General features: G+C 62.3%; 14 protein-coding genes. 7 read left to right on the top strand and 7 right to left on the bottom strand.

Features of this window, described 5'->3' with window-relative positions:
* Positions 1 to 72: 72 nt before the first annotated feature.
* The 7 genes from BM154_RS13200 to BM154_RS13170 are packed head-to-tail and all read left to right on the top strand — an operon-like array spanning position 73 to position 7,714.
* Positions 73 to 1,032 (top strand): AAA family ATPase, encoded by a 960-nt coding sequence (locus tag BM154_RS13200; protein WP_074884468.1) that lies wholly within the window; start codon positions 73 to 75, stop codon positions 1,030 to 1,032.
* On the top strand, positions 1,032 to 1,985 hold the full coding sequence (locus BM154_RS13195) for a DUF58 domain-containing protein (protein WP_074884465.1): 954 nt from the start codon (positions 1,032 to 1,034) through the stop codon (positions 1,983 to 1,985). Before BM154_RS13200 ends, BM154_RS13195 begins: the two co-directional genes overlap by 1 nt.
* Positions 1,982 to 2,476 (top strand): DUF4381 domain-containing protein, encoded by a 495-nt coding sequence (locus tag BM154_RS13190; protein WP_074884464.1) that lies wholly within the window; start codon positions 1,982 to 1,984, stop codon positions 2,474 to 2,476. Before BM154_RS13195 ends, BM154_RS13190 begins: the two co-directional genes overlap by 4 nt.
* Positions 2,469 to 3,500, top strand: coding sequence for a vWA domain-containing protein (locus BM154_RS13185; protein ID WP_074884460.1), 1,032 nt, complete (start codon positions 2,469 to 2,471; stop codon positions 3,498 to 3,500). The genes BM154_RS13190 and BM154_RS13185 overlap by 8 nt, the downstream gene beginning before the upstream one ends.
* The gene (locus tag BM154_RS13180) at positions 3,497 to 5,245 is read left to right on the top strand and encodes a VWA domain-containing protein (RefSeq protein ID WP_074884458.1); all 1,749 of its coding nucleotides are present in this window, start codon (positions 3,497 to 3,499) and stop codon (positions 5,243 to 5,245) included. Before BM154_RS13185 ends, BM154_RS13180 begins: the two co-directional genes overlap by 4 nt.
* A complete protein-coding gene (locus BM154_RS13175; protein WP_074884455.1) occupies positions 5,242 to 6,882 on the top strand; it encodes a BatD family protein in 1,641 nt (546 codons plus the stop codon). The genes BM154_RS13180 and BM154_RS13175 overlap by 4 nt, the downstream gene beginning before the upstream one ends.
* A gap of 13 nt (positions 6,883 to 6,895) precedes the next feature.
* Entirely contained in the window at positions 6,896 to 7,714 is an 819-nt protein-coding gene (locus tag BM154_RS13170; RefSeq protein WP_074884452.1) for a helix-turn-helix transcriptional regulator, read from the top strand.
* A gap of 583 nt (positions 7,715 to 8,297) precedes the next feature.
* Here the strand turns inward: BM154_RS13170 and BM154_RS13165 are convergent.
* From BM154_RS13165 to BM154_RS13130, 7 genes are all read right to left on the bottom strand, one after another.
* A complete protein-coding gene (locus BM154_RS13165; RefSeq protein WP_074885345.1) occupies positions 8,298 to 8,885 on the bottom strand; it encodes a LysE family translocator in 588 nt (195 codons plus the stop codon).
* Between the two features lie 239 nt (positions 8,886 to 9,124).
* Positions 9,125 to 9,445, bottom strand: coding sequence for a DUF7677 family protein (locus BM154_RS13160; protein ID WP_074884449.1), 321 nt, complete (start codon positions 9,443 to 9,445; stop codon positions 9,125 to 9,127).
* A gap of 951 nt (positions 9,446 to 10,396) precedes the next feature.
* The gene (locus BM154_RS23910; RefSeq protein WP_074884444.1) at positions 10,397 to 10,882 is read right to left on the bottom strand and encodes a hypothetical protein; all 486 of its coding nucleotides are present in this window, start codon (positions 10,880 to 10,882) and stop codon (positions 10,397 to 10,399) included.
* An 809-nt stretch (positions 10,883 to 11,691) separates the two neighbouring features.
* A complete protein-coding gene (locus tag BM154_RS13145; protein WP_074884442.1) occupies positions 11,692 to 14,070 on the bottom strand; it encodes an efflux RND transporter permease subunit in 2,379 nt (792 codons plus the stop codon).
* 19 nt (positions 14,071 to 14,089) lie between these two features.
* Positions 14,090 to 15,133 (bottom strand): WD40/YVTN/BNR-like repeat-containing protein, encoded by a 1,044-nt coding sequence (locus BM154_RS13140; RefSeq protein ID WP_074884440.1) that lies wholly within the window; start codon positions 15,131 to 15,133, stop codon positions 14,090 to 14,092.
* Positions 15,134 to 15,297: 164 nt separating this feature from the next.
* A complete protein-coding gene (locus BM154_RS13135; RefSeq protein ID WP_074884438.1) occupies positions 15,298 to 16,659 on the bottom strand; it encodes a DUF1329 domain-containing protein in 1,362 nt (453 codons plus the stop codon).
* 15 nt (positions 16,660 to 16,674) lie between these two features.
* A complete protein-coding gene (locus BM154_RS13130) occupies positions 16,675 to 18,639 on the bottom strand; it encodes a DUF1302 domain-containing protein (RefSeq protein ID WP_074884435.1) in 1,965 nt (654 codons plus the stop codon).
* Positions 18,640 to 19,080: the final 441 nt, after the last annotated feature.

Here is a 19,080-nt window from a genome sequence, read left to right as displayed (position 1 = left end):
CCTGCCTTCGATTATCATGGGCGGCCCTGACGAGCGGGGTTCGTCGCTCGCGATTCGTATCTGGACAGCCCCATGGAACACAGAGACGCGCTGCTCGCTCTTCGCCACTTTCTCGCCAGCCAGATTCTCGGTCAGGAAAAGCTCATCGATCGCCTGCTGATCGCCCTGCTCGCCGACGGCCACATGCTGGTCGAGGGCGCTCCCGGCCTGGCCAAGACCAAGGCGATCAAGGAGCTGGCCGAGGGCATCGAAGCCGAGTTCCACCGCATCCAGTTCACCCCCGACCTGCTGCCTGCCGACATCACCGGCACCGAGATCTATCGCCCGGAAACCGGCAGCTTCGTGTTCCAGCAGGGGCCGATCTTCCATAACCTGGTGCTCGCCGACGAGATCAACCGGGCCCCGGCCAAGGTGCAGTCGGCGCTGCTCGAGGCCATGGCCGAGCGCCAGGTATCGGTGGGCCGCAGCACCTATGACCTGTCGCCACTGTTTCTGGTCATGGCCACCCAGAACCCCATCGAGCAGGAAGGCACCTATCCCCTGCCCGAGGCCCAGCTCGACCGCTTTCTGATGCACGTGAAGATGGGTTTTCCCGACGCCAGCGTGGAACGCAAGATCCTCGCCCAGGCCCGTGGCGAAGCCCTGCACGGCGAAACCAAGCCGGATCACCGCCTCAGCCAGCAGGCGATCTTCGCCGCGCGCAAGGAAATCCTCGGCCTTTATATGGCCGATGCGGTGGAGGAATACCTGGTGCAACTGGTGATGGCCTCGCGCACCCCCGGCAAGTTCGACGCCGAGCTGGCCGAGTGGATCGCCCACGGTTCCAGCCCACGCGGCTCCATCGCCCTGGACCGCTGCGCGCGCGCCCACGCCTGGCTGGCCGGCCGCGACTTCGTCAGCCCCGAGGACATCCAGGCGGTGCTGTTCGACGTGCTGCGCCACCGCATCATCCTGTCGTTCGAGGCCGAGGCCTCGGGCGTCGACCAGGATCGCGTGGTCCAGCGCATTCTCGACGTGGTCGCGGTGGCCTGATGCTCCCGCACGCGGATAACCCTGAGCTGCAGGCGGGCATCCGTACCGATCTCAAGCAACTGATCGACATGCGCCATCGCGTGCGCGAGGTGCAACTGTTTTCCACGCCCGGCCGGCGCAGTCCGCTGATCGGCCTGCACCACTCGAAACTGCGCGGGCGCGGCGTCGACTTCGACCAGGTGCGGGTCTACCAGCCCGGCGATGACGTACGGACCATCGACTGGCGCGTCACCGCGCGGACCCAGGAGCCGCACACCAAGCTGTTCCACGAAGAGCGCGAACGGCCCATCTACCTGCTCGTCGAGCAGAGCCGCCAGCTGTTCTTCGGCTCCGGCCTGATGTTCAAGTCGGTGCTCGCCGCCCGCGCCGCGGCGCTGATCGGCTGGGCCGCCCTGGGCCACAACGACCGCATCGGCGGCCTGGTATTCGGCGGCCAGGACCACCACGAAATCAAACCGCGGCGCAGCAAGCAGAGCCTCTTGCAACTGCTCGCCCGCCTGGCCCGTGCCAACCAGGCGCTGTCCACCGATACGCCGCTGGTGCGCGACAGCTTCGGCCAGGCCCTGCGCCGTGCCCGGGAAGTGCTGCGCCCTGGCAGCCTGGTAGTGATCCTTTGCGACGAGCGCACCCTGGGCGACAGCAGCGAACAGCAGCTGATGCTCCTGGCCCGGCACACCGACCTCTTGCTGCTGCCGATTTGCGACCCGCTCGACCACGCCCTGCCCGCCTCCGGCCTGCTGCGCTTCGGCGAAGGCGATGCCCAGCTCGACGTCGACACCGAAGACGCCAACCTGCAGCACAGTTACCGCGAGCAGGCCCAGGCACGCCGCGCACGTTGGCAGCGCCTGGCGAACAAGCTCGGCGTGCCGCTGCTGTCGCTGTCCTCCGGACAGGAGCTGGTCGAGCAGTTGCACGAGCACCTCAACAACCTTCGCCCAGGTAAGTCGGCATGAACCCGCTGGACGGGCTCGAGCCGCTGATCGCACCCACCGCCATCGGCTGGTGGCCGCCGGCGCCCGGCTGGTGGTTGCTCGCCGTGCTGTTGCCCCTGCTGCTGTGGGCCGTCTGGCGCCTGGCGCCGCGGTTGCCCCGGCCACGCCGCAAGCAGGCTGTCGAACAGCCCCTCGATCCGCTGCGCGAGGCGGCCCTGCAGGAATTGCAGCGCCTGAGCAAACCCTATGACGGCGCCGCCGCCGGCCCCTGGCTGCAACAGCTCAACGGCCTGCTAAAGCGCCTGTGCCGCGAGCGCTACCCGGACAGCCACAGCCATACCTTGAGCAGCCGCGCCTGGCTGGCGTTTCTCGACAACCGTTGCCCGGCAGCCGGGCTGACGCGCTGGATGATCCTCGTCGAGGGCGCCTACAAACCGCACTGCACCCTGGACGACAAGGCCATCGATGGCCTGCACCAGGCGGTCGCCACCTGGATCCGCAAGCATGTTTGAGTTCGCCTGGCCGTGGATCTTCCTGCTCGCGCCCTTGCCCTGGCTGCTGCGCCTGTGGCTGCCGGCTGCCGACAGCGGTGAAGCGGCGCTGCAGGTGAGCTTTCTCGGCGAGCTGGAAAACCTCTCCGGGCGCCGTGCCCGCCTGCAGTTGCCGCCGTGGAAGAAGCAGGTGCATTTCGCCCTGCTATGGTTGCTGCTGCTGATCGCCGCCGCGCGCCCAGAATGGGTCGGCGAGCCCCTGCCACTGCCGGCCAGCGGGCGTGACCTGCTGATCGCCGTGGATGTATCGGGCTCCATGGATTACGCCGACATGCGCCTGGAAGACGAGGACGTCAGCCGCCTGACCCTGGTCAAGCAACTGATCGGCGAATTCATCGATGGCCGCACCGGCGACCGCGTCGGCTTGATCCTGTTCGGCAGCCAGGCCTACCTGCAGGCGCCGCTGACCTTCGACCGGCTAACGGTGCGCACCTGGCTCGACGAAGCGGTGATCGGCATTGCCGGGCAGAACACCGCCATCGGCGACGCCATCGGCCTGGCGGTCAAGCGCCTGCGCCAGCGCCCGGCCGACAGCCGCGTGCTGGTGCTGATCACCGATGGTGCCAACAATGGCGGGCAGATCGAACCGATGACCGCCGCCCGCCTGGCCGCCGAGCAAGGCGTGACCATCTACCCCATCGGCATTGGCTCCGACCCGCAGCACGCCGGCAATTTCGCCGCGTTCGGCCTGAACCCGAGCCTGGATCTGGATGAGCCGAGCCTGCGCGCCATCGCCGAACTCACCGGCGGCGAATACTTCCGTGCCCGTGATCAGCGCGAGTTGCAGAGCATCGAAGCGACCCTCGACCGCCTCGAACCGGTCGCCCAGCAACCGACCCTGGCGCGCCCGGCCCAGGCGCTGTATGCCTGGCCGCTGGCGGCTGCCCTGCTGCTGAGCCTGGCGCTGGTGATCCGCAGCCTGTGGCCACAGCTGCGCCAGCAGGCGGCAAGCGCCAAGCAACGAATGGGGCGCAAGACCTCATGAGCGATTTGCTGCCTCACCTGCTGCGCCCCTGGTGGCTGCTGTCACTGCCGGTACTGGCCTGGCTGCTGTGGTTGCTGGCGCACCGGGAAACCCGCAGCGGCCGCTGGCAGACGCTGCTGCCGCCTGCCTTTCACGCCGCGCTGCTGCGTGGCGGGCGCGGTCGCCGCAGCCGCCTGCCGCTGGTCATCCTCGCATTGGCCTGGCTGCTGACCACCCTGGCGCTGGTCGGCCCCAGCTGGCAACGCATCGAGCAGAATGACCTCAAGCCGGCCGACCCGCTGGTAGTGATGCTCGAACTGACGCCGCAGATGCTGGCCAGCGACGCCTCGCCCAACCGCCTGGCCCAGGCCCGTCGCAAGCTGCTCGACCTGCTGCAGGCGCGCGGTGACGCGCAGACCGCCATCGTGGTGTACGCCGGCAGCGCCCACACCCTGGTGCCGCTGTCCGATGACCTGGGCACCAGCCGCAATCTGCTCGAAGCGCTCAAGCCCTCGATCATGCCCGAACCCGGCAAGCGCGCCGACCTGGCGGTGGCCAAGGCGCTCGAGTTGCTCAAGGGCGGCGCCCAGGGCCAGGGGCGCCTGCTGTTGATCACCAGCAGCCTGGACGACGGCGAGCGCAGCGCCATCGCCAGGCTGCTCGGCAACCGCGGCGAGCGCCTGCGCATCCTTGGCGTGGGCAGCAGCGAGGGCGCGCCGATCGTCCAGGAAGACGGCACCTTCATGAGGGACGAGCAAGGTGCCATCCTCATGCCGCGCCTGGATGTCAGCGGTCTGCGGCAGTTCGCGACAAGTCTCAAGGGGCAGTACCGCAGCGTCAGCCTCGACGATCGCGACCTGCGCAGCCTAGGTCTGCTCGACGGCCCGTCGCAACTGCGCGACAACGGCCACAAGACGCAACTGCGCAACTGGGCCGACCAGGGTTACTGGCTGCTCCTGCCGCTGTTGCTGCTGGCCGCCTGCGCTGGGCGCCGTGGCTGGCTGCTGTGCCTGCCGCTGCTGCTACTCGGCACACCGCAGACCGGCATGGCCATGAGCTTCGACGACCTCTGGCTGCGCACCGACCAGCAGGGCCAGCGCCTGCTCGAAGCCGGGCGCCCCAAGGAGGCCGCCGAGCGCTTCGAGGATCCGCACTGGCGCGGCCTGGCGCTCTACGAAGCGGGCGACTACGCGGCGGCGGCCGAACAGTTCGCCAAGGACGATAGCGCACCCTCGCTCTATAACCGCGGCAACGCCCTGGCCCGCAGCAACGAGCTGGAAGCGGCCATAGATGCCTACGAACGGGCCCTGGAAATCGACCCGCAGCTGCAGCAGGCGGCCAAGAACAAGGCCCTGGTCGAGGAGCTGCTGCGCCAGCGCCAACAGCAGGCCGAGCAGCCGGATGGCGACGAGGATCAGCAGCCCGAAGACAAGCCTGATGGGCAGCAGCCACCCGGCCAATCCTCGGCCGCAAGTGAAGACCAGCAGAAAGGCCAGGGCCAGCCGTCAACTGCCCAGGAGCAGCAGCCTCCCGAGCAGGATCAGCCGCAACCGGACCCAGCCGGCGAAGGTGAACCTGCGGACAAGGCCGAGCCGGCGCAGAACGCGCCACCTGAAAAAGCGGCACCCGAAGCTGATACGCCGCTCGATGGCGAGCGGCGCCAGGCTCTGGAACAATGGCTGCGGCAGATTCCCGATGACCCGGGCGAATTGCTGCGCCGCAAGTTCTGGTATGAACAGCAACAGCGTCAGGAACAACTCCGATGACCCGCCTGCTCTGCACCCTGCTTTTCTGTTTGCTGGCATGGCAGGCCAGCGCGCAGGACTTTACCGCCAGCGTCGACCGCAGCCGGCTGAAGCTGGGCGAAAGCCTCGACCTGACCCTCGAATCGACGGATGCCACCGAGTTCGGCAAGCCCGACCTGACGCCGCTCGACGAGCTGTTCGACGTGCTGGGTACGCGCCAGGTCAACCGCCTCACCACCCTGGACGGCCAGGCGCGCGCCAGCACCCGCTGGATCGTCACCCTGCGTCCGCGGCACAGTGGTTATGTGGTGGTGCCGCCGCTGCGCCTGGGTGATTCGCAGAGCCAGCCCGTCAGCCTGCACGTGGTGGAATCGGCCAGCCAGAGCGCGGACGAGCAGATGGCCCCGGTGTTCATCGACGCCAGCCTGGATCATGAGACTGTCTACGTGCAGGCGCAGAGCGTGCTGACCCTGCGCATCTATCACTCGGTGTCGCTGTACGACGACAGCAGCCTCACGCCGCTGGAAATCGCCGACGCGCGGGTCGAATCCCTGGGTGATCCGCGCACCTACGAGCAGGACATCGGCGGCGTGCGCCACGGCGTGATCGAGCTGCGCTACGCCATCTTCCCGCAGAAGAGTGGCCAGCTGACCATCCCCAGCCAGGTATTCAGCGCCACCCTGGCCGACCGCAGCAGCCGCAACGGCTACACGCCGTTCGGCCCGCGCCCCGGCAAGGTCACCCGGGTGCGCTCCCCGGAAATCCCCCTGACGGTCAAGGCCAAGCCGGCCGACTACCCGGCCGATGCGCCCTGGCTGCCGGCCCGCGCCCTCAGCCTGGCCGAGGCCTGGAGCCCGGAGCCTGGCAAGATCAAGGTCGGCGATTCGCTGACCCGCAGCCTGATGCTCAAGGCCGACGGGCTGTCCAGCGCCCAGCTGCCGCCGTTGCCGGCCACAGACGTGGAAGGCCTCAGGCGCTACCCGGATCAGCCGCAGCTGACCAACGAGAGCAGCGAGCGCGGCGTGATCGGCAGCCGTGAAGAGCGCGAGGCGCTGGTCGCCAGCAAGGCCGGCACTCTGGAGCTGCCGGCTGTGGACCTGGTGTGGTGGAACACCCACGAGGATCGCCTGGAGCACAGCAGCCTGCCGGCACGCACCCTGACGGTGGCCGCCGACCCGGCGCTAAGCGTCGATCAGCCAGTGGAAACCCGCCCACGCTCGAGCAGCACCGATGAGGTACTGCTGTGGCCCTGGCAGCTGAGCACCGTGCTGTTGGCGCTGACCACCCTGCTCGGCTTTGGCCTCTGGTGGCATGCGCGCAGCCAGCCGGCTGTGCAACGCAGTGCCCAGGTCGGCCCCAGCCCGCGCACCCTGCTTGACGACCTCAAGCGCGCCTGTCTGGCCAATGACAGCCAAGCCACTCGCCAGGCGTTGGATGCCTGGGCTCGCCAGCAACCGGAAACCCTGGCCGATATGGCGGCACGCTTCGCGCCCCTGTCCGAAGCCATGGATGGCCTCAACGGCGCGCTGTACAGTGAGGCCGGCCAGCACTGGCAAGGCAAGCAACTGTGGCAGGCCATCGGCGAACTGCCACCGGCCGAGAAAACCCAGGAAAATGGCGGGGAAGCCAGCGGGCTGCCACCGCTGTATCCGCGCTAAGACAGGAGCAACCATGGACGCTCGTCCCGCCGCCCCCAGTTTCTGGCGTGACCCCGCCCTGGCCTTTATCGAGCTGCGCTCCATCGAGGATGGCCGCCAGGTTTGCTACGGGCGGCACAGCCATGCGTTCTTTTCCATCGGCGCGATCACCGGGGGCCAGAGCACCTACAGCAACCGCGAGGTGGACTGCCAGGTGAGCCAGGGCACCGTGGTGCTGATGAACCCCGGCGACGTGCACGCCTGCAACCCCATCGACGGCGAGCCCTGGTCTTATCTCATGTGCTACGTCGACCCGCAGTGGCTGGGCGAGCTGCAGCACGCCCGGGGCTTTACCGACGCGCCTGCGTTCCAGCGCTTCGCCGATATCGCCAGTGATGATGCCGAGCTGTATCAGGGCCTGCTGGCATTGCGGCGCAGCCTGCTCGATCCCTTGGTAAGCACCGCCGACAAGCGTGCCCAAGCCGAGGCATTCTTCGGCCTGACGCTGCAGCAGCTGGCTCTCGAAGGCGAGCGTGACGACAGCCTGAATCCGCGCCTGGAACTGGCCGCCGAGCTGATCCAGCAACACTGCGGCGAGCCGCTGCGGCTGGACACCCTGTGCGAGGCAGCGCAGCTGTCGCCGTCACAATTGATTCGCGGCTTCAAACAACGCTACGGCCTGACGCCCCACGCCTACCTGCTCAACCGCCGCATCCAGTTCGCCCACGCCCTCCTGAAAAGCGGCGCGGCCCTGGCCGAAGTCGCCCAGGAAGCCGGCTTCGCCGACCAGGCACACTTCCAGCGCACCTTCAAACAACTCCTCGCCGCCACCCCCGGCCAATACCGCGGCTAGCCAGCTCCGACGCTGTAGCTCGCAGGGCGAACCGGAGCGCCGGCCGCTCGTAGCGAAGCGAACAGTCCGCCAACTGATGCCGATCCTCAAACCATGGCAACGGCGTACTGCTTCGCGAGTACGCCCTACCGTGCTCCAAGAACCTGCTCATGATCTTTCAGCCTAGGTTCGTCGATTTTGGTAGCTAAGTGGCGAAAGCGGCCGGTTGCTCTCATAGGATTGACTGGTTATTACCTGTGGGAGCGGGCCATGCCCGCGAAAAAAAATCGCGGGCATGGACTGGGCGCCGCCCGTACCCACAATGAGTACAGTGTTGCTTGCGCACTCAGCTCGTAGGGCGGACTCAGAAGCGAAGCGAACAGCCCGCCAATTCATGCCGATCCTGACACCGCCACAACGGCGTACTGCTTCGCGAGTACGCCCTACCGTGCTGTTCGCGATCTCGTGGGAGGGGCTTTAGCCCCGAGCTCTTTGTTTGCCTTATAAAAACTCGAGGCTAAAGCCTCTCCCACGGGTGAAAGTCGGTTTCCGCCTTGTAGTTGCAGCTTCACGAGCATAAAGACCGCGAACAGGCTTTACGGGCTTACCCCAACACCAGATACCCCGCACTGGCCACCAGCAACCCCGCCAGCACCCGATTGAAAACCCGCACCCGATGCGGCGCCTGCAGATACGGCTGCAAACAGACACCGGCAATAGCCCAGCAAGCCAGCGACAGGTAGCAAACCACGCAATAGATCGCCGCGAACTGCACCACCAACCCGATATCGCCATCAGCCGCGAAGGCCCCCATGCCAGCAATCGCCGCCAACCACGCCTTGGGGTTGAGCCATTGCATCAAAGCCCCGCCAGTAAAAGACGCAACCGCCCCACCTTCAGCGCTGTTCAACGCACCGTTATCGACCGCCAACCGAAAGGCCAGATACAGCAGAAACGCCACGCCAGCCCACTGAATCGTTGCCGTCAGCCAGGGCAGCAGCACCAACACCTGATGCAGCCCCAGTCCGATCAACACCAGCAGCAACGTAAAGCCCAGGGTCGCCCCAGCGACATGCCCCATGGCCACCCGCAGGCCATGGCGGGCCCCCGCGCTCAGCGACACCAGATTGACCGGCCCGGGTGAAATGGAAGCAGCCAGCGCGAACGCCGCCATGGACAGATACAGACTCATCATCACGCCTACCTCACTGCTGATCGAGTGAGGCACGTTACGCAGCGCCAATGCGGGCGTATTGAAGAAAATTCGCACGTTCTGAAACGGAAAACTGATCAACTCCGAGGCTGGCCGCGGAGACGACAGATCCGGTCGGCTAGAGGGAATAAGGACAGATTTATTTTTAGATCAGTGGCGATGCACGACGTACATAAATAAATCTGCCCCCTTTTTCGATAGCCTTTGATTAGGCCGGTTTAAATTAAGTCTTTTAAAGGTGGTGGGCCATACAGTTCCACTTCCCACGCCTCGTAAGGTGGCTCAACTTTGAACATAGGATCACAATATGCCCTTAAATAATCAGTTGCTCTTTTTTCGGCATACTTTGAATTTAGAACATTACCGTTTTCGTCTAGCTCGATGACGTTTGCATATATTGCAAATACTTGCTCAATTGCACTCGGCTCTTCGCCATAAAGCTCAAGGTAATTCACACCCACTAACGTATTTTGCGTACCGCTTGCCATGAAGTAAGCAAACGTTCTTAATGCGCCACTAAAGCTGTTGCTCAATTTCATTACGTGCACACCCTACAATTTTTAGTAGCTATAACAGTGATTCAGAAAAGGGGACAGATTTATTTTACACCAGCAGCACAGTGCCAGAAATAAATCTGTCCCCTTTTACCTGGTCCCCTTTTACCTGTTAGAGAGCATGACGCCGCGACCTCAGCAGGTGGATACAAATTAGCATTGGAATGACTACACCAATAGCGGTGTTGACGCTCATTATGCCGATTGCGCCTGCAATACTTATGGTGAAGGGCTGCCCGACTATGCCGATGTATAGGTAGTACCACAAGCTTGTTATTGGGTACGCCGCGAAGAACATAACGCCAGCCGCGGGGGCAAAGCAAAGCCAAACGAGCTTGTTCCCGAGCCTATAGTTTGCAACTGCGAGCGCAAAATACAGTGTTGTTACTACAAGAGCTATTAGCGCTCTGCCTATATACCCTTGATAAAGCCAATTGCCTGATACCAGTAGCAAGGCAGCGCACCAGAAGGCTTGGTGGTAAAGCGCTGCCCTTGTGCTTTTAGTGCGGACATCCGATGGCACTAGAATGGCCTCTAACGTGTGGTTAAGGGGCCGGCTTTAGCCGGTCCCGATTGAGCGAAGCGAACGGCTTGAACCAATTGTTATACGCGAGGCACGAAATTCCAGTTGCGTACCTCTGTTTTTCTATTTCTGACATCTATGTCGTTGATGCTTGAATAAAGCTCAGGTTCTAGATTGCATTGACCGTTAACTATTGTGTAGCAATGAATTTCTGCCTTCTTTCCGTTGGCGGCTATCCAGTTTTCAGCATGTGCATGTGCAAATTTTATGCTATCTGTTAAGCCGGAAAGAGTATGGTCTGCTTCCACATTTCAAGAATAAGGGGACAGATTTATTTTTAGACCAGTGGCGCTGTGCCGTAAATAAATCTGTCCCCTTTTCCACCACTTGTGGGGAGAGACCACATACGCATGTTAGGTGGCATTTTCAAAGTGGTTTTCTTTGATGCGCCTTATAGATATCCAGAAATTATCCGGTGGTTCAGGTAGATTTGTAGTTGTTGGTGATTCTTGCCACAAATCATCTTCGGCGTAGGATGTGTACTCAAAAACAAAGTCGTGACTCTTACCGATTACATAGATGGGGTATGGCGTGTCGAGATTATAGTGAATTGAGTAAACGGTAAATCTTGCGCCGGCTTTGTTGCTTTCATCGTGCGCCCCCCAAAAATCAGGAAGCAAATACCGTGACAATTCCTCCGCAAAGAAAACTGCATTATCGATATCGCTCCACGCAGCCTCAACGGTCACCTGTGCCCTCGAAAGGTATAGTTTAGGAGACTCATCTTTTGGATGCTGCACGTAGATAAGTCTTTTCCCAAATTGATATTCACACTGCGATATTGAAGAAGAAACATCCCAGTGGCCGAGCATTGGCTTTGATGTTAGGTCAATGACCATGTTTGTAAGACACCTAACGTTTGGTTAAGGGGCAGGCTTTAGCCCGTCCCAGTGAGCGAAGCGAACGGTTTGAACCAGTTGTTACACACGCTATCCGTGGTCAACAACGGTGCGCCGCATGAAGAAAATAACTAGCAGTGATGTGTACGACGAAATGAGAGGGCCGTAGCCGGAAATTATTGCAGAGAATGGGTTTTCCATCATTTCTTGAATTGACCTATGGATGCCGAATATCTTCGTAAGCATTAGCAAACCAATGGTGCCAGCTAAAACCCCTATGTATATGTGGAGTGGTGCTCCGAATTGAGTATACTCATCCATTTTTAGCGTTATGCACCACGAGCAATAAAGTCCGTATCCAGCGAGTGGTATGAATAAAATTAACCCAGGCGCTTCGGGTATTCCCAGAAATAGATATAGCGAAGCGGGGATGTACGTTAAGGTTGCTGGGACAATTAGTGCCATGGATAAAATGAACAATATCCAAGCTGCAACTGGCCTTAATGTATTCCTTGCCACTACATAGCTCCTGAGTGTGGGCTGCGTATAACATTGATTAAACAGAATTCTGCGTTAACACAATAGTAAAGCGCCCTGTATAAGCGCGCCCCACACGTATCCGCACAAATCAAACTCCATGTCAATCAACAACTTATCCACCTATGGAACGGCCGCACCTGTATTCGCCTGACTTCCGCATTTTCACGGCCATCACTGCCCTATAAAAATCAGCCCCACCGTGCAGTAGCAAAACGACCTCCACGGCATACAAATGCCGTAGAGGTCGCGCCTTTTATAGAGTCAACCCGTCAGTGCGCCAGCAACGAACCGCCCTTCTTGCCCGCCAGCTTCTCGGGCTTGATCAGGAAGTGCGCCAGCGCCGGCAGCAGCCACAGCGCGCCGAACATGTTGACGATAAACATGAAGGTCAGCATCAGGCCCATGTCGGCCTGGAACTTGATCGCCGAGAACATCCAGGTCGCCACGCCTATGGCCAGGCACAGGCCGGTGAACAGTACGGCCTTACCGGTGGAGCGCAGCGTCTGGTAGTAGGCTTCCTGCAGTGGCAGGCCGGCGCGCAGGAAGGTTTCCAGGCGGCTGTAGATGTAGATGCCGTAGTCCACGCCGATACCGACGCCCAGGGCGATCACCGGCAGGGTCGCGACCTTCACGCCGATGCCCAGGAAGGCCATCAGCGCGTTGCCGAGGATCGAGGTGAGGATCAGCGGCAGCACGATACACACGGTCGCGGCGAACGAGCGGAAGGTGATCATGCACATGACGCCGACGCACAGGTACACCAGCACCAGAATCAGTAGCTCGGAGGTACTGATCACCTCGTTGGTCGCTGCCTCGATACCGGCATTACCGGCGGCCAGCAGGAACTCCACCTTGTCGGACTCATGCTCGGCAACGAAGCCCTCGACCGCCTTCACCGCGTGCTTGAGGGTTTCCGCCTTGTGGTCTTCGAGGAACACCAGCACCGGCGCCACCGAGCAGTCGGCGTTGTACAGGCCGTCGGCGCGGGCGATGGAGTTGTTGAGCACGTCGGGGTTACGCGATAGGGTTTCCCACTTCAGGTTGCCCTCGTTCATGCCCTTGATCACCTGGCGCGACACGCTGACCATGGAGATCGCCGATTGCACGCCTGGCGTGTTGTCCATGGTCCACATCAGCTCGTCCATGGCGGCCATGGCTTCATAGGTGGAGCAGCCTTCCGGCGCGGTCTTGACCATGACCACCAGCACGTCGGAGCTGGTCGAGTAGTTGCGGATCACGAAGTCGTTGTCGAGGTTGTAGCGCGAGTCCGGGCGTAGCTCCGGGGCGCCCTGATCGAGGTCGCCGACCTGCAGGTACTGGTGCTGGTACCAGAAACCGCCCACGGCAGCGACCAATGCCAGGCTCACGGAAATCGGCGCTACCTTGGCACTGGCGAAGTTGGACAACCGCCGCCAGAACGGGTGTTCGCTCACCGCGTCGCGCTTGCTCCGATCCACGGCCTTCTTGCTGATGCCGATGTAGGAAATCGCCACCGGCAGCAGGATCAGGTTGGTGAACACGATCACCGCTACACCGATGGAGGCGCCGATGGCCAGTTCGCGAATCACCCCGATATCGATCAGCAGCAGGGTGATGAAGCCCACGGCGTCGGCGAGGATGGCGATCATCCCCGGCAGGAACAGCTGGCGGAAGGTCAGCCGCGCGGCCATCAGCGGCGTGTCCGCCGCGCTGGACTGCAGGGCGATGCCATTGATCTTCTGCACGCCATGGGAAATGCCGATGGCGAAGATCAAAAACGGCACCAGCATGGAGTAAGGGTCGATACCGAAGCCCACCGTGTGCATCAGGCCCAGTTGCCAGCCCACCGCCACCAGGGTGGTGATCACCACGGCGATGGTGCTGCGGATGCACCAGGTGAACCAGTACAGCAGCACGAAGGTGATCAGCAGCGCCACGCCGAAGAACAGCGCGACCATCATCAGACCATCGATCAGGTCACCGACCTTCTTGGCGAAACCGATGATGTGGATCTGCACGTCCGGGTTCTGCGCCTGGTACTTGTTGCGGATCTTCTCTTCGAGCTGGTGGGAGAACTGCTGGTAGTCGAGCTTGATCAGCCGGCCCTGGTCTTCAGGGTCCGGGTAGGACTCGAGCAGCGGCACGTCGATAATGCTGGACTTGAAGTTGTTGGCCACCAGGCGACCAATCTGCCCGGACTTGAGCACGTTGCCGCGCAGCTCTTCGAGGCTCTGCGCGCTGCCGTCGTAGGTCTGCGGAATCACCTCGCCACCGGCGAAGCCTTCCTCGGTCACTTCGGTCCAGCGCACGCTGGGGCTCCACAGCGACTTCAGTCCCGAGCGATCGACGCCGGGGATGTAGAACACCTCGTCGTGGATCTGGCGCAGGGTCTCCATGTAGGACTGGCTGAAGATGTCGCCATCCTTGGCCTCCACGGCAATCCGCACGGTATTGCCGAGGTTCGCCAGGTCGTTGCGGTGCTCCATCATGTTCTGGATGAACGGATGGCTCAGCGGGATCATCTTCTCGAAGCTGGTCGAGGGGCGCACCTGGGTGGCCTGGAAGAACAGGAAGACGCTGACCAGCAAGCAGATCAGGATCACTGCCGGTCGGTTATTGAAGATCAGGCGCTCCAGCAAGCTGGCCTTGTCTTGATCAAGGTTACTCATCGAACACTACCCCAGCTTGTTATTGTTGGCCTGGATTGGCACCGGTCTCGGTGGTCAGGCGTACACCGCCCTGCCCGACCAGCACCAATTTGCCGTCTGCCCCGGCGGTAACGCCCGCCACCGATAAACGATCCGGGCGGTTGAACACGCTGAAGCTGTTGCCGTGATCGGTACTGCGCAACACGCTGCCGCCGTGGCCCACCACCACGATGCTGCCATCGTTCAAGGTGGCCGCACTGGCCAGGCCGAACTCCAGGTCGCCACCACCGGCGGTGGTCAGCGGAACCTGCTGCCAGGTATCGCCCGCATCCGTGGAACGGAACAGGTGGCCGCGCAGGCCGAATACCAGCAGGCCATTGGCCTCGCCACTGCCGATCACGCCGAACAGCGAGCCCTGATAAGGCCCCTCCAGGGTTTCCCAGCTTTGCCCCTCATCGATGGAACGGAACAGAGCGCCCGCTTCGCCGACGATGAACAGACCAGCGCCCGGCACATCGGCGATGGCGTTGAGGTGATAGGTGTCTTCGTTGTCGAGGCGGTCGCTGACGTCGTCCCAGGTGGCGCCGCCATCATTGGTTTGCAGCAACGCACCGTAGGCGCCGATGGCAAAACCGTGCTGCGCATCCTTGAACCACAGGTCGAGCAGCGGCGCTTCGCGCTGCAGGTCTTCGAACTGTTTGCTCCAGGTCGCGCCGCCGTCGCTACTCGCCAGGATCAGCGCATCGTGGCCGACCGCCCAGCCATGCTGGTCATCAACGAAGTACACGGCGGTGAGCATCTGCCGGGTCGGCACCTTGGCCTGGGTCCAGTTGCCGCCGTCATCGTCGGAGTACAGCACGTGGCCGCGCTCACCGACCGCCACCAAGCGCTTGCCGGCATGGGCGACGTCGAGCAGAAGGCTGGAGACGGCGCGGCTCGACGGCACCGAGAAGGTCGCCGCATCGGCGGCCTGTGCCTGGACGAGCGGCGCGGCGGCCACCAGCAGCGAACACAGCGCCAATGCCCGCAGCATGGGCCGGGCGATCTTACCGCTTCGGGTGCGCCGCACGATGGGCTCACTCATACACAACTCCCCCTTGTTCTTGTTATATCCGGCGCCTGGGCGGCGCCGCCTATGCTAGCGGCCTTTATGCATCATGGTAGCCGCCACGATCTGCTGTTTTGTAAGAAAAAGCCCGTGTTATCGACCGCGCGAATGCCGGCCACACAACAGGCGGGCCTTCCCTGCTATCGGGTGCCGCGACGACGCAGCGCCGCCGGCGTGAAATAGCCATCATCGGCAGTCGGCTGGCTGAAGTCGATGGTATTGGCTTCCTCGTTGTCCAGGTTCTGCACGTGGTAGCGGCGTGCCTGCAGGTCGTGAAACACGTCCAGAGCAGACCAGGTGGTCGGCAGTTCGTAGTAGTTCTTCAGGTACGCCATCGACACACGCCACAGTTCACCGCGACCATCGTACTGATCGACCACAGCGGCCTGCCAGCTGTCTTCGTCCAGGAACAGGGTACGCTTGGAATAGATATGCCGGGCGCCAGTCTTGAGCGTACCCTCCACCACCCACACGCGGTGCAGCTCGTAGCGCGTGTAGGCCGGGTTGAGATGGCCGACCTGCAGCAGGTCCTTGTATTTCACCTCTGGGCTGGTGAGCTTGTAGCTGTTGTAGGGAATGTAGATCTCGCGCTTGCCGAGCAGCTTCCAGTCGTAACGATCCGGGGCGCCGTTGAACATGTCGGTGTCATCGGCAGTGCGCAGGCCGTCGGCTGCCGAGATCGGCGTGTCGTACGCCAGGTTCGGCGCACGTCGCACACGGCGCTGGCCGGCGTTGTAGCCCCAGGCCTGGCGTGGCTCCTTGACCTGATCCAGGGTCTCGTGCACCAGCACCGCGCCCCCGGCCAGACGTGCCGGGCTGCGGGTGAACGACAGGTAGTAGAACAGGACGTTGTTCAGGTCGGCGTAGCTGCCTTTCGGGTCGTAGAACTTGAACAGCGCTTCCTGCTGCGAGGTAACCAGCGAATAGGAGCCGTTGCGCTGCACCGCCACTTCCGAGGCGCGGCGCACCACGTAGGTGCCGCGGTAGCGGGCGATGTGGTTCCACAGGGCCTCGACGCCACTTTGCGGGATGGGGAACGGGATGCCGCCATAGGCGTCGGCAAAGCCGTTGCCGCCGTCCAGCAGCTTGGCGCTGACGGCGTTCTTCGCGGTGTTGTCATACACCCACTGCGGCGCCGAGCCGGAGCGGCGGCTGGGGTAGACCGGCATCTGGAAGCTGTCCGGGTAGCTCTCGAACAACGCCACCTGCCCCGGCGTCAGCTGATCGCGGTACTGGGCCAGGTTGGCGCGGGTGATGGTGAACAGCGGCTTGTCGCCGGCGAACGGGTCGATGTGGTGGGTGCCCGAGCCCTTGTACCCGGCTGGCGCCTGGGTGATGCCACCGGTCCACGGGGGAATGCTGCCGGCAGCGTTGCCAGCTTTTTCAGCGCCCAGCGGCGTCAGGCTGCTGCCGAGTTTGGCGGCGTCCTGCGGCGCGACGGCCGCCATGCTGTTGCCAGCCAGCAGCACCAGCGCGACGGCGACACCCTTGATGTTCAGCATGCTGTTTCCCCGTGATCAGAAGGAGTATTTGACGTTGACGCCGATGTTGTCGCGGTCTCGCACGGCGTTGTTGTTGCCACCACCGGAAAACTCGGTGTACTGCAGCTCGGCTTCCAGGCTGTTCATGTACGCCGCCTTCATGCCGAGGGTGTAGGCCTTGCGGCCCTCGATGAAATTGCCGGTCTGGTAGGAGTTGCCCTCGAAATCATCCTTGTAGACGACGAAGGGCGACAGGTTGACCCCAGCCATCACATCGTTCCAGGTGCCGGACAGCACCAGGGTGTAGCCATAGGCATTCCTGTCTACCTGGTAGCTGCGCCCATAACCGAAGGTGTAGGACGAATCGCCGCGCCCCGAGTAATACCGCGTCGAGCCATCGAACGCGGTGTACTTCAGGTCGCTGCCGCGCAGGTGCTCGGAGGCCAGTTCGGCCACCCCGGTCAGGGCATCGAAGCCCAGCGACGGGCCGAAGTTGTAGATGCTGCCCAGCGAGGCGTTGTAGGCCTCGACACGCTCGTAGTTGTGGATGGCATCACCGAGCTGCAAAGCCTGACCGCCTATGTTGCCTTGCTGGCCCTGTACCAGTCGCGGTGCCTGGCGCAGCAGATCGCCGAGCAGGTCGTTGGTCGCGGCAACCCCGATAGGCAGGTTTGGCCGGTAAGCCAGCTCACCGAACAGCGAGGCATCGCCCAGAGTGGTGTTGAAGCTGACGCCGTACATGCGGATGTTCTCGACGTACTCGCGACGGGCATTGACCTGGTTGGCCGCATCGACGGTCGCCGCCCCGTTGACCAGCCCCAGCAGCGTCTGCGCCGGTACGCTGCCGGCACCTGCGGCGCTGAGCAGGGAGGCGTAGTCGGCGAAACCACCGCCACTGGCAACGCGGCTAACGGCATCCAGATCCAGGCCGGAAAAGCCATCCAGATCGGCGTAGAGCGTCGGCTCCTTGGCGTGATAGTTGATGAAGTAGAAACCGAACTCGGTGGCGTTCAGCTGTTCGGCGATATAACGAAAGGCAACGCCGAACTGCCCGTCATCCTTGGCATTGAGATCGGAGCCGATGCTGGCGACCTTGAAATAGCCGTTGCTGTCGAGATAGTCGCTACCCTGCAGCCCGCCAACGCCAAGGCCACTCAAGGCGTTGTAGGTGTTCTGGAACGCCGCACTGCCCAAGGCTGCATTGCGGCTGTAGGCCGTATGGCCGCCCTCGGCGAACAGATCGGTCTCGGAGAAATAGCTGCCCACCGGATCGATGGCGGTCTCCTTCCAGTTGAACTGGTAGAAGGTTTCCATCGACAGGTTGTCGGTCAGGCCGATATTGAAGCTGACCGCCTCGACGGGAATCAGCACTTCCTTGATCTCGGCGCCAGGCAGTCGGAAACGTGCACCGTCCACCGGGTTGCTGGAATTCACCCCGCCGCGATAGAACAGGCCCTCGCCCCAATTGAACACCTGGCGCCCCAAGCGCGCACTGACCGGGTGCTCGGCGATATCCCAGTTGCCATAGACGTAGGCGTCGAGAATCTGCGCATCACGCCCGGCGGCGTGCCGCGTGTCACGGGTGAAGCGGTCATCGTCGGGGCTGTTCTGGCTGGGCTGGGCGCTGCGGTTGCCGCTGTAGAAGTCGTTGCGCTTGTCCATGATCTGCGTGTCATAGAACGCCGTGCCGCGCACGAACAACCCATAGTTCTGGTAATTCATCTCCAGGTCGGAGGTGATCTTGAACACTTCCGAGGCCAGGCCTGTATCGAAGTTGCGATTGCCGTCGTTGAGGTTGACGTCGTCGTTGTCCTTGCTCTGCCCCTGCACACGCCACAGCTGCCCGTAGGACACCGTGGTGTCCAGCGAGCCACTGACCTCGTTATCGGCGAAGCTGAATTCCACCGCCTGCACGGGCGCGGCAGCCAGCAGCGGCAACATGCCCGCCAGGGCAAAACCGGCCTTCGCCCGCTGGGCCTGCTCAAGGGATTTGATACGCATTGAATCGCTACTCCGCAGACAGTCAGTCATTGTTCGTTGTGGCCCATTTTCCGATGGGCCTGGCGAGATACCGTTGATGACCTTGGACTGGCTGGCGTCACTGCCTTGTGCAGTGCAACCTTGGTGCCAATTCAAACGATCGTATTAGCCGAAAGTGCTTTTCTAGAGCAGCTCCGTAGCGTCTGTTTGTGACTGATCGGCCACTGATCAGCAGCAGCCCGATATCGACCCAGAATCGCTCAAAAGAGCTTTCAACAAGCTGTCGAAGCACCTGACCACCGGTAAAAAAACCGGCTAAATGCCAGCATCACGCAAGCGGTCGCGATATTAAGTGTGTCCCTGGGCGCAGCGGAAGCTTTTCATTCCCTGAGGTAACAGAAAATTGTTACCACGCAAGCCGCTGGTAACAACGCAAGAGGCATCTCGGTGGGCCGATGGCGT

The sequence above is a fragment of the Phytopseudomonas argentinensis genome, assembly GCF_900113905.1.
Taxonomy (GTDB): Bacteria; Pseudomonadota; Gammaproteobacteria; order Pseudomonadales; family Pseudomonadaceae; genus Aquipseudomonas; species Aquipseudomonas argentinensis.
Note: the sequence above shows the minus strand (reverse complement) of the source record. Positions and strands in the feature narration are given on the sequence as shown.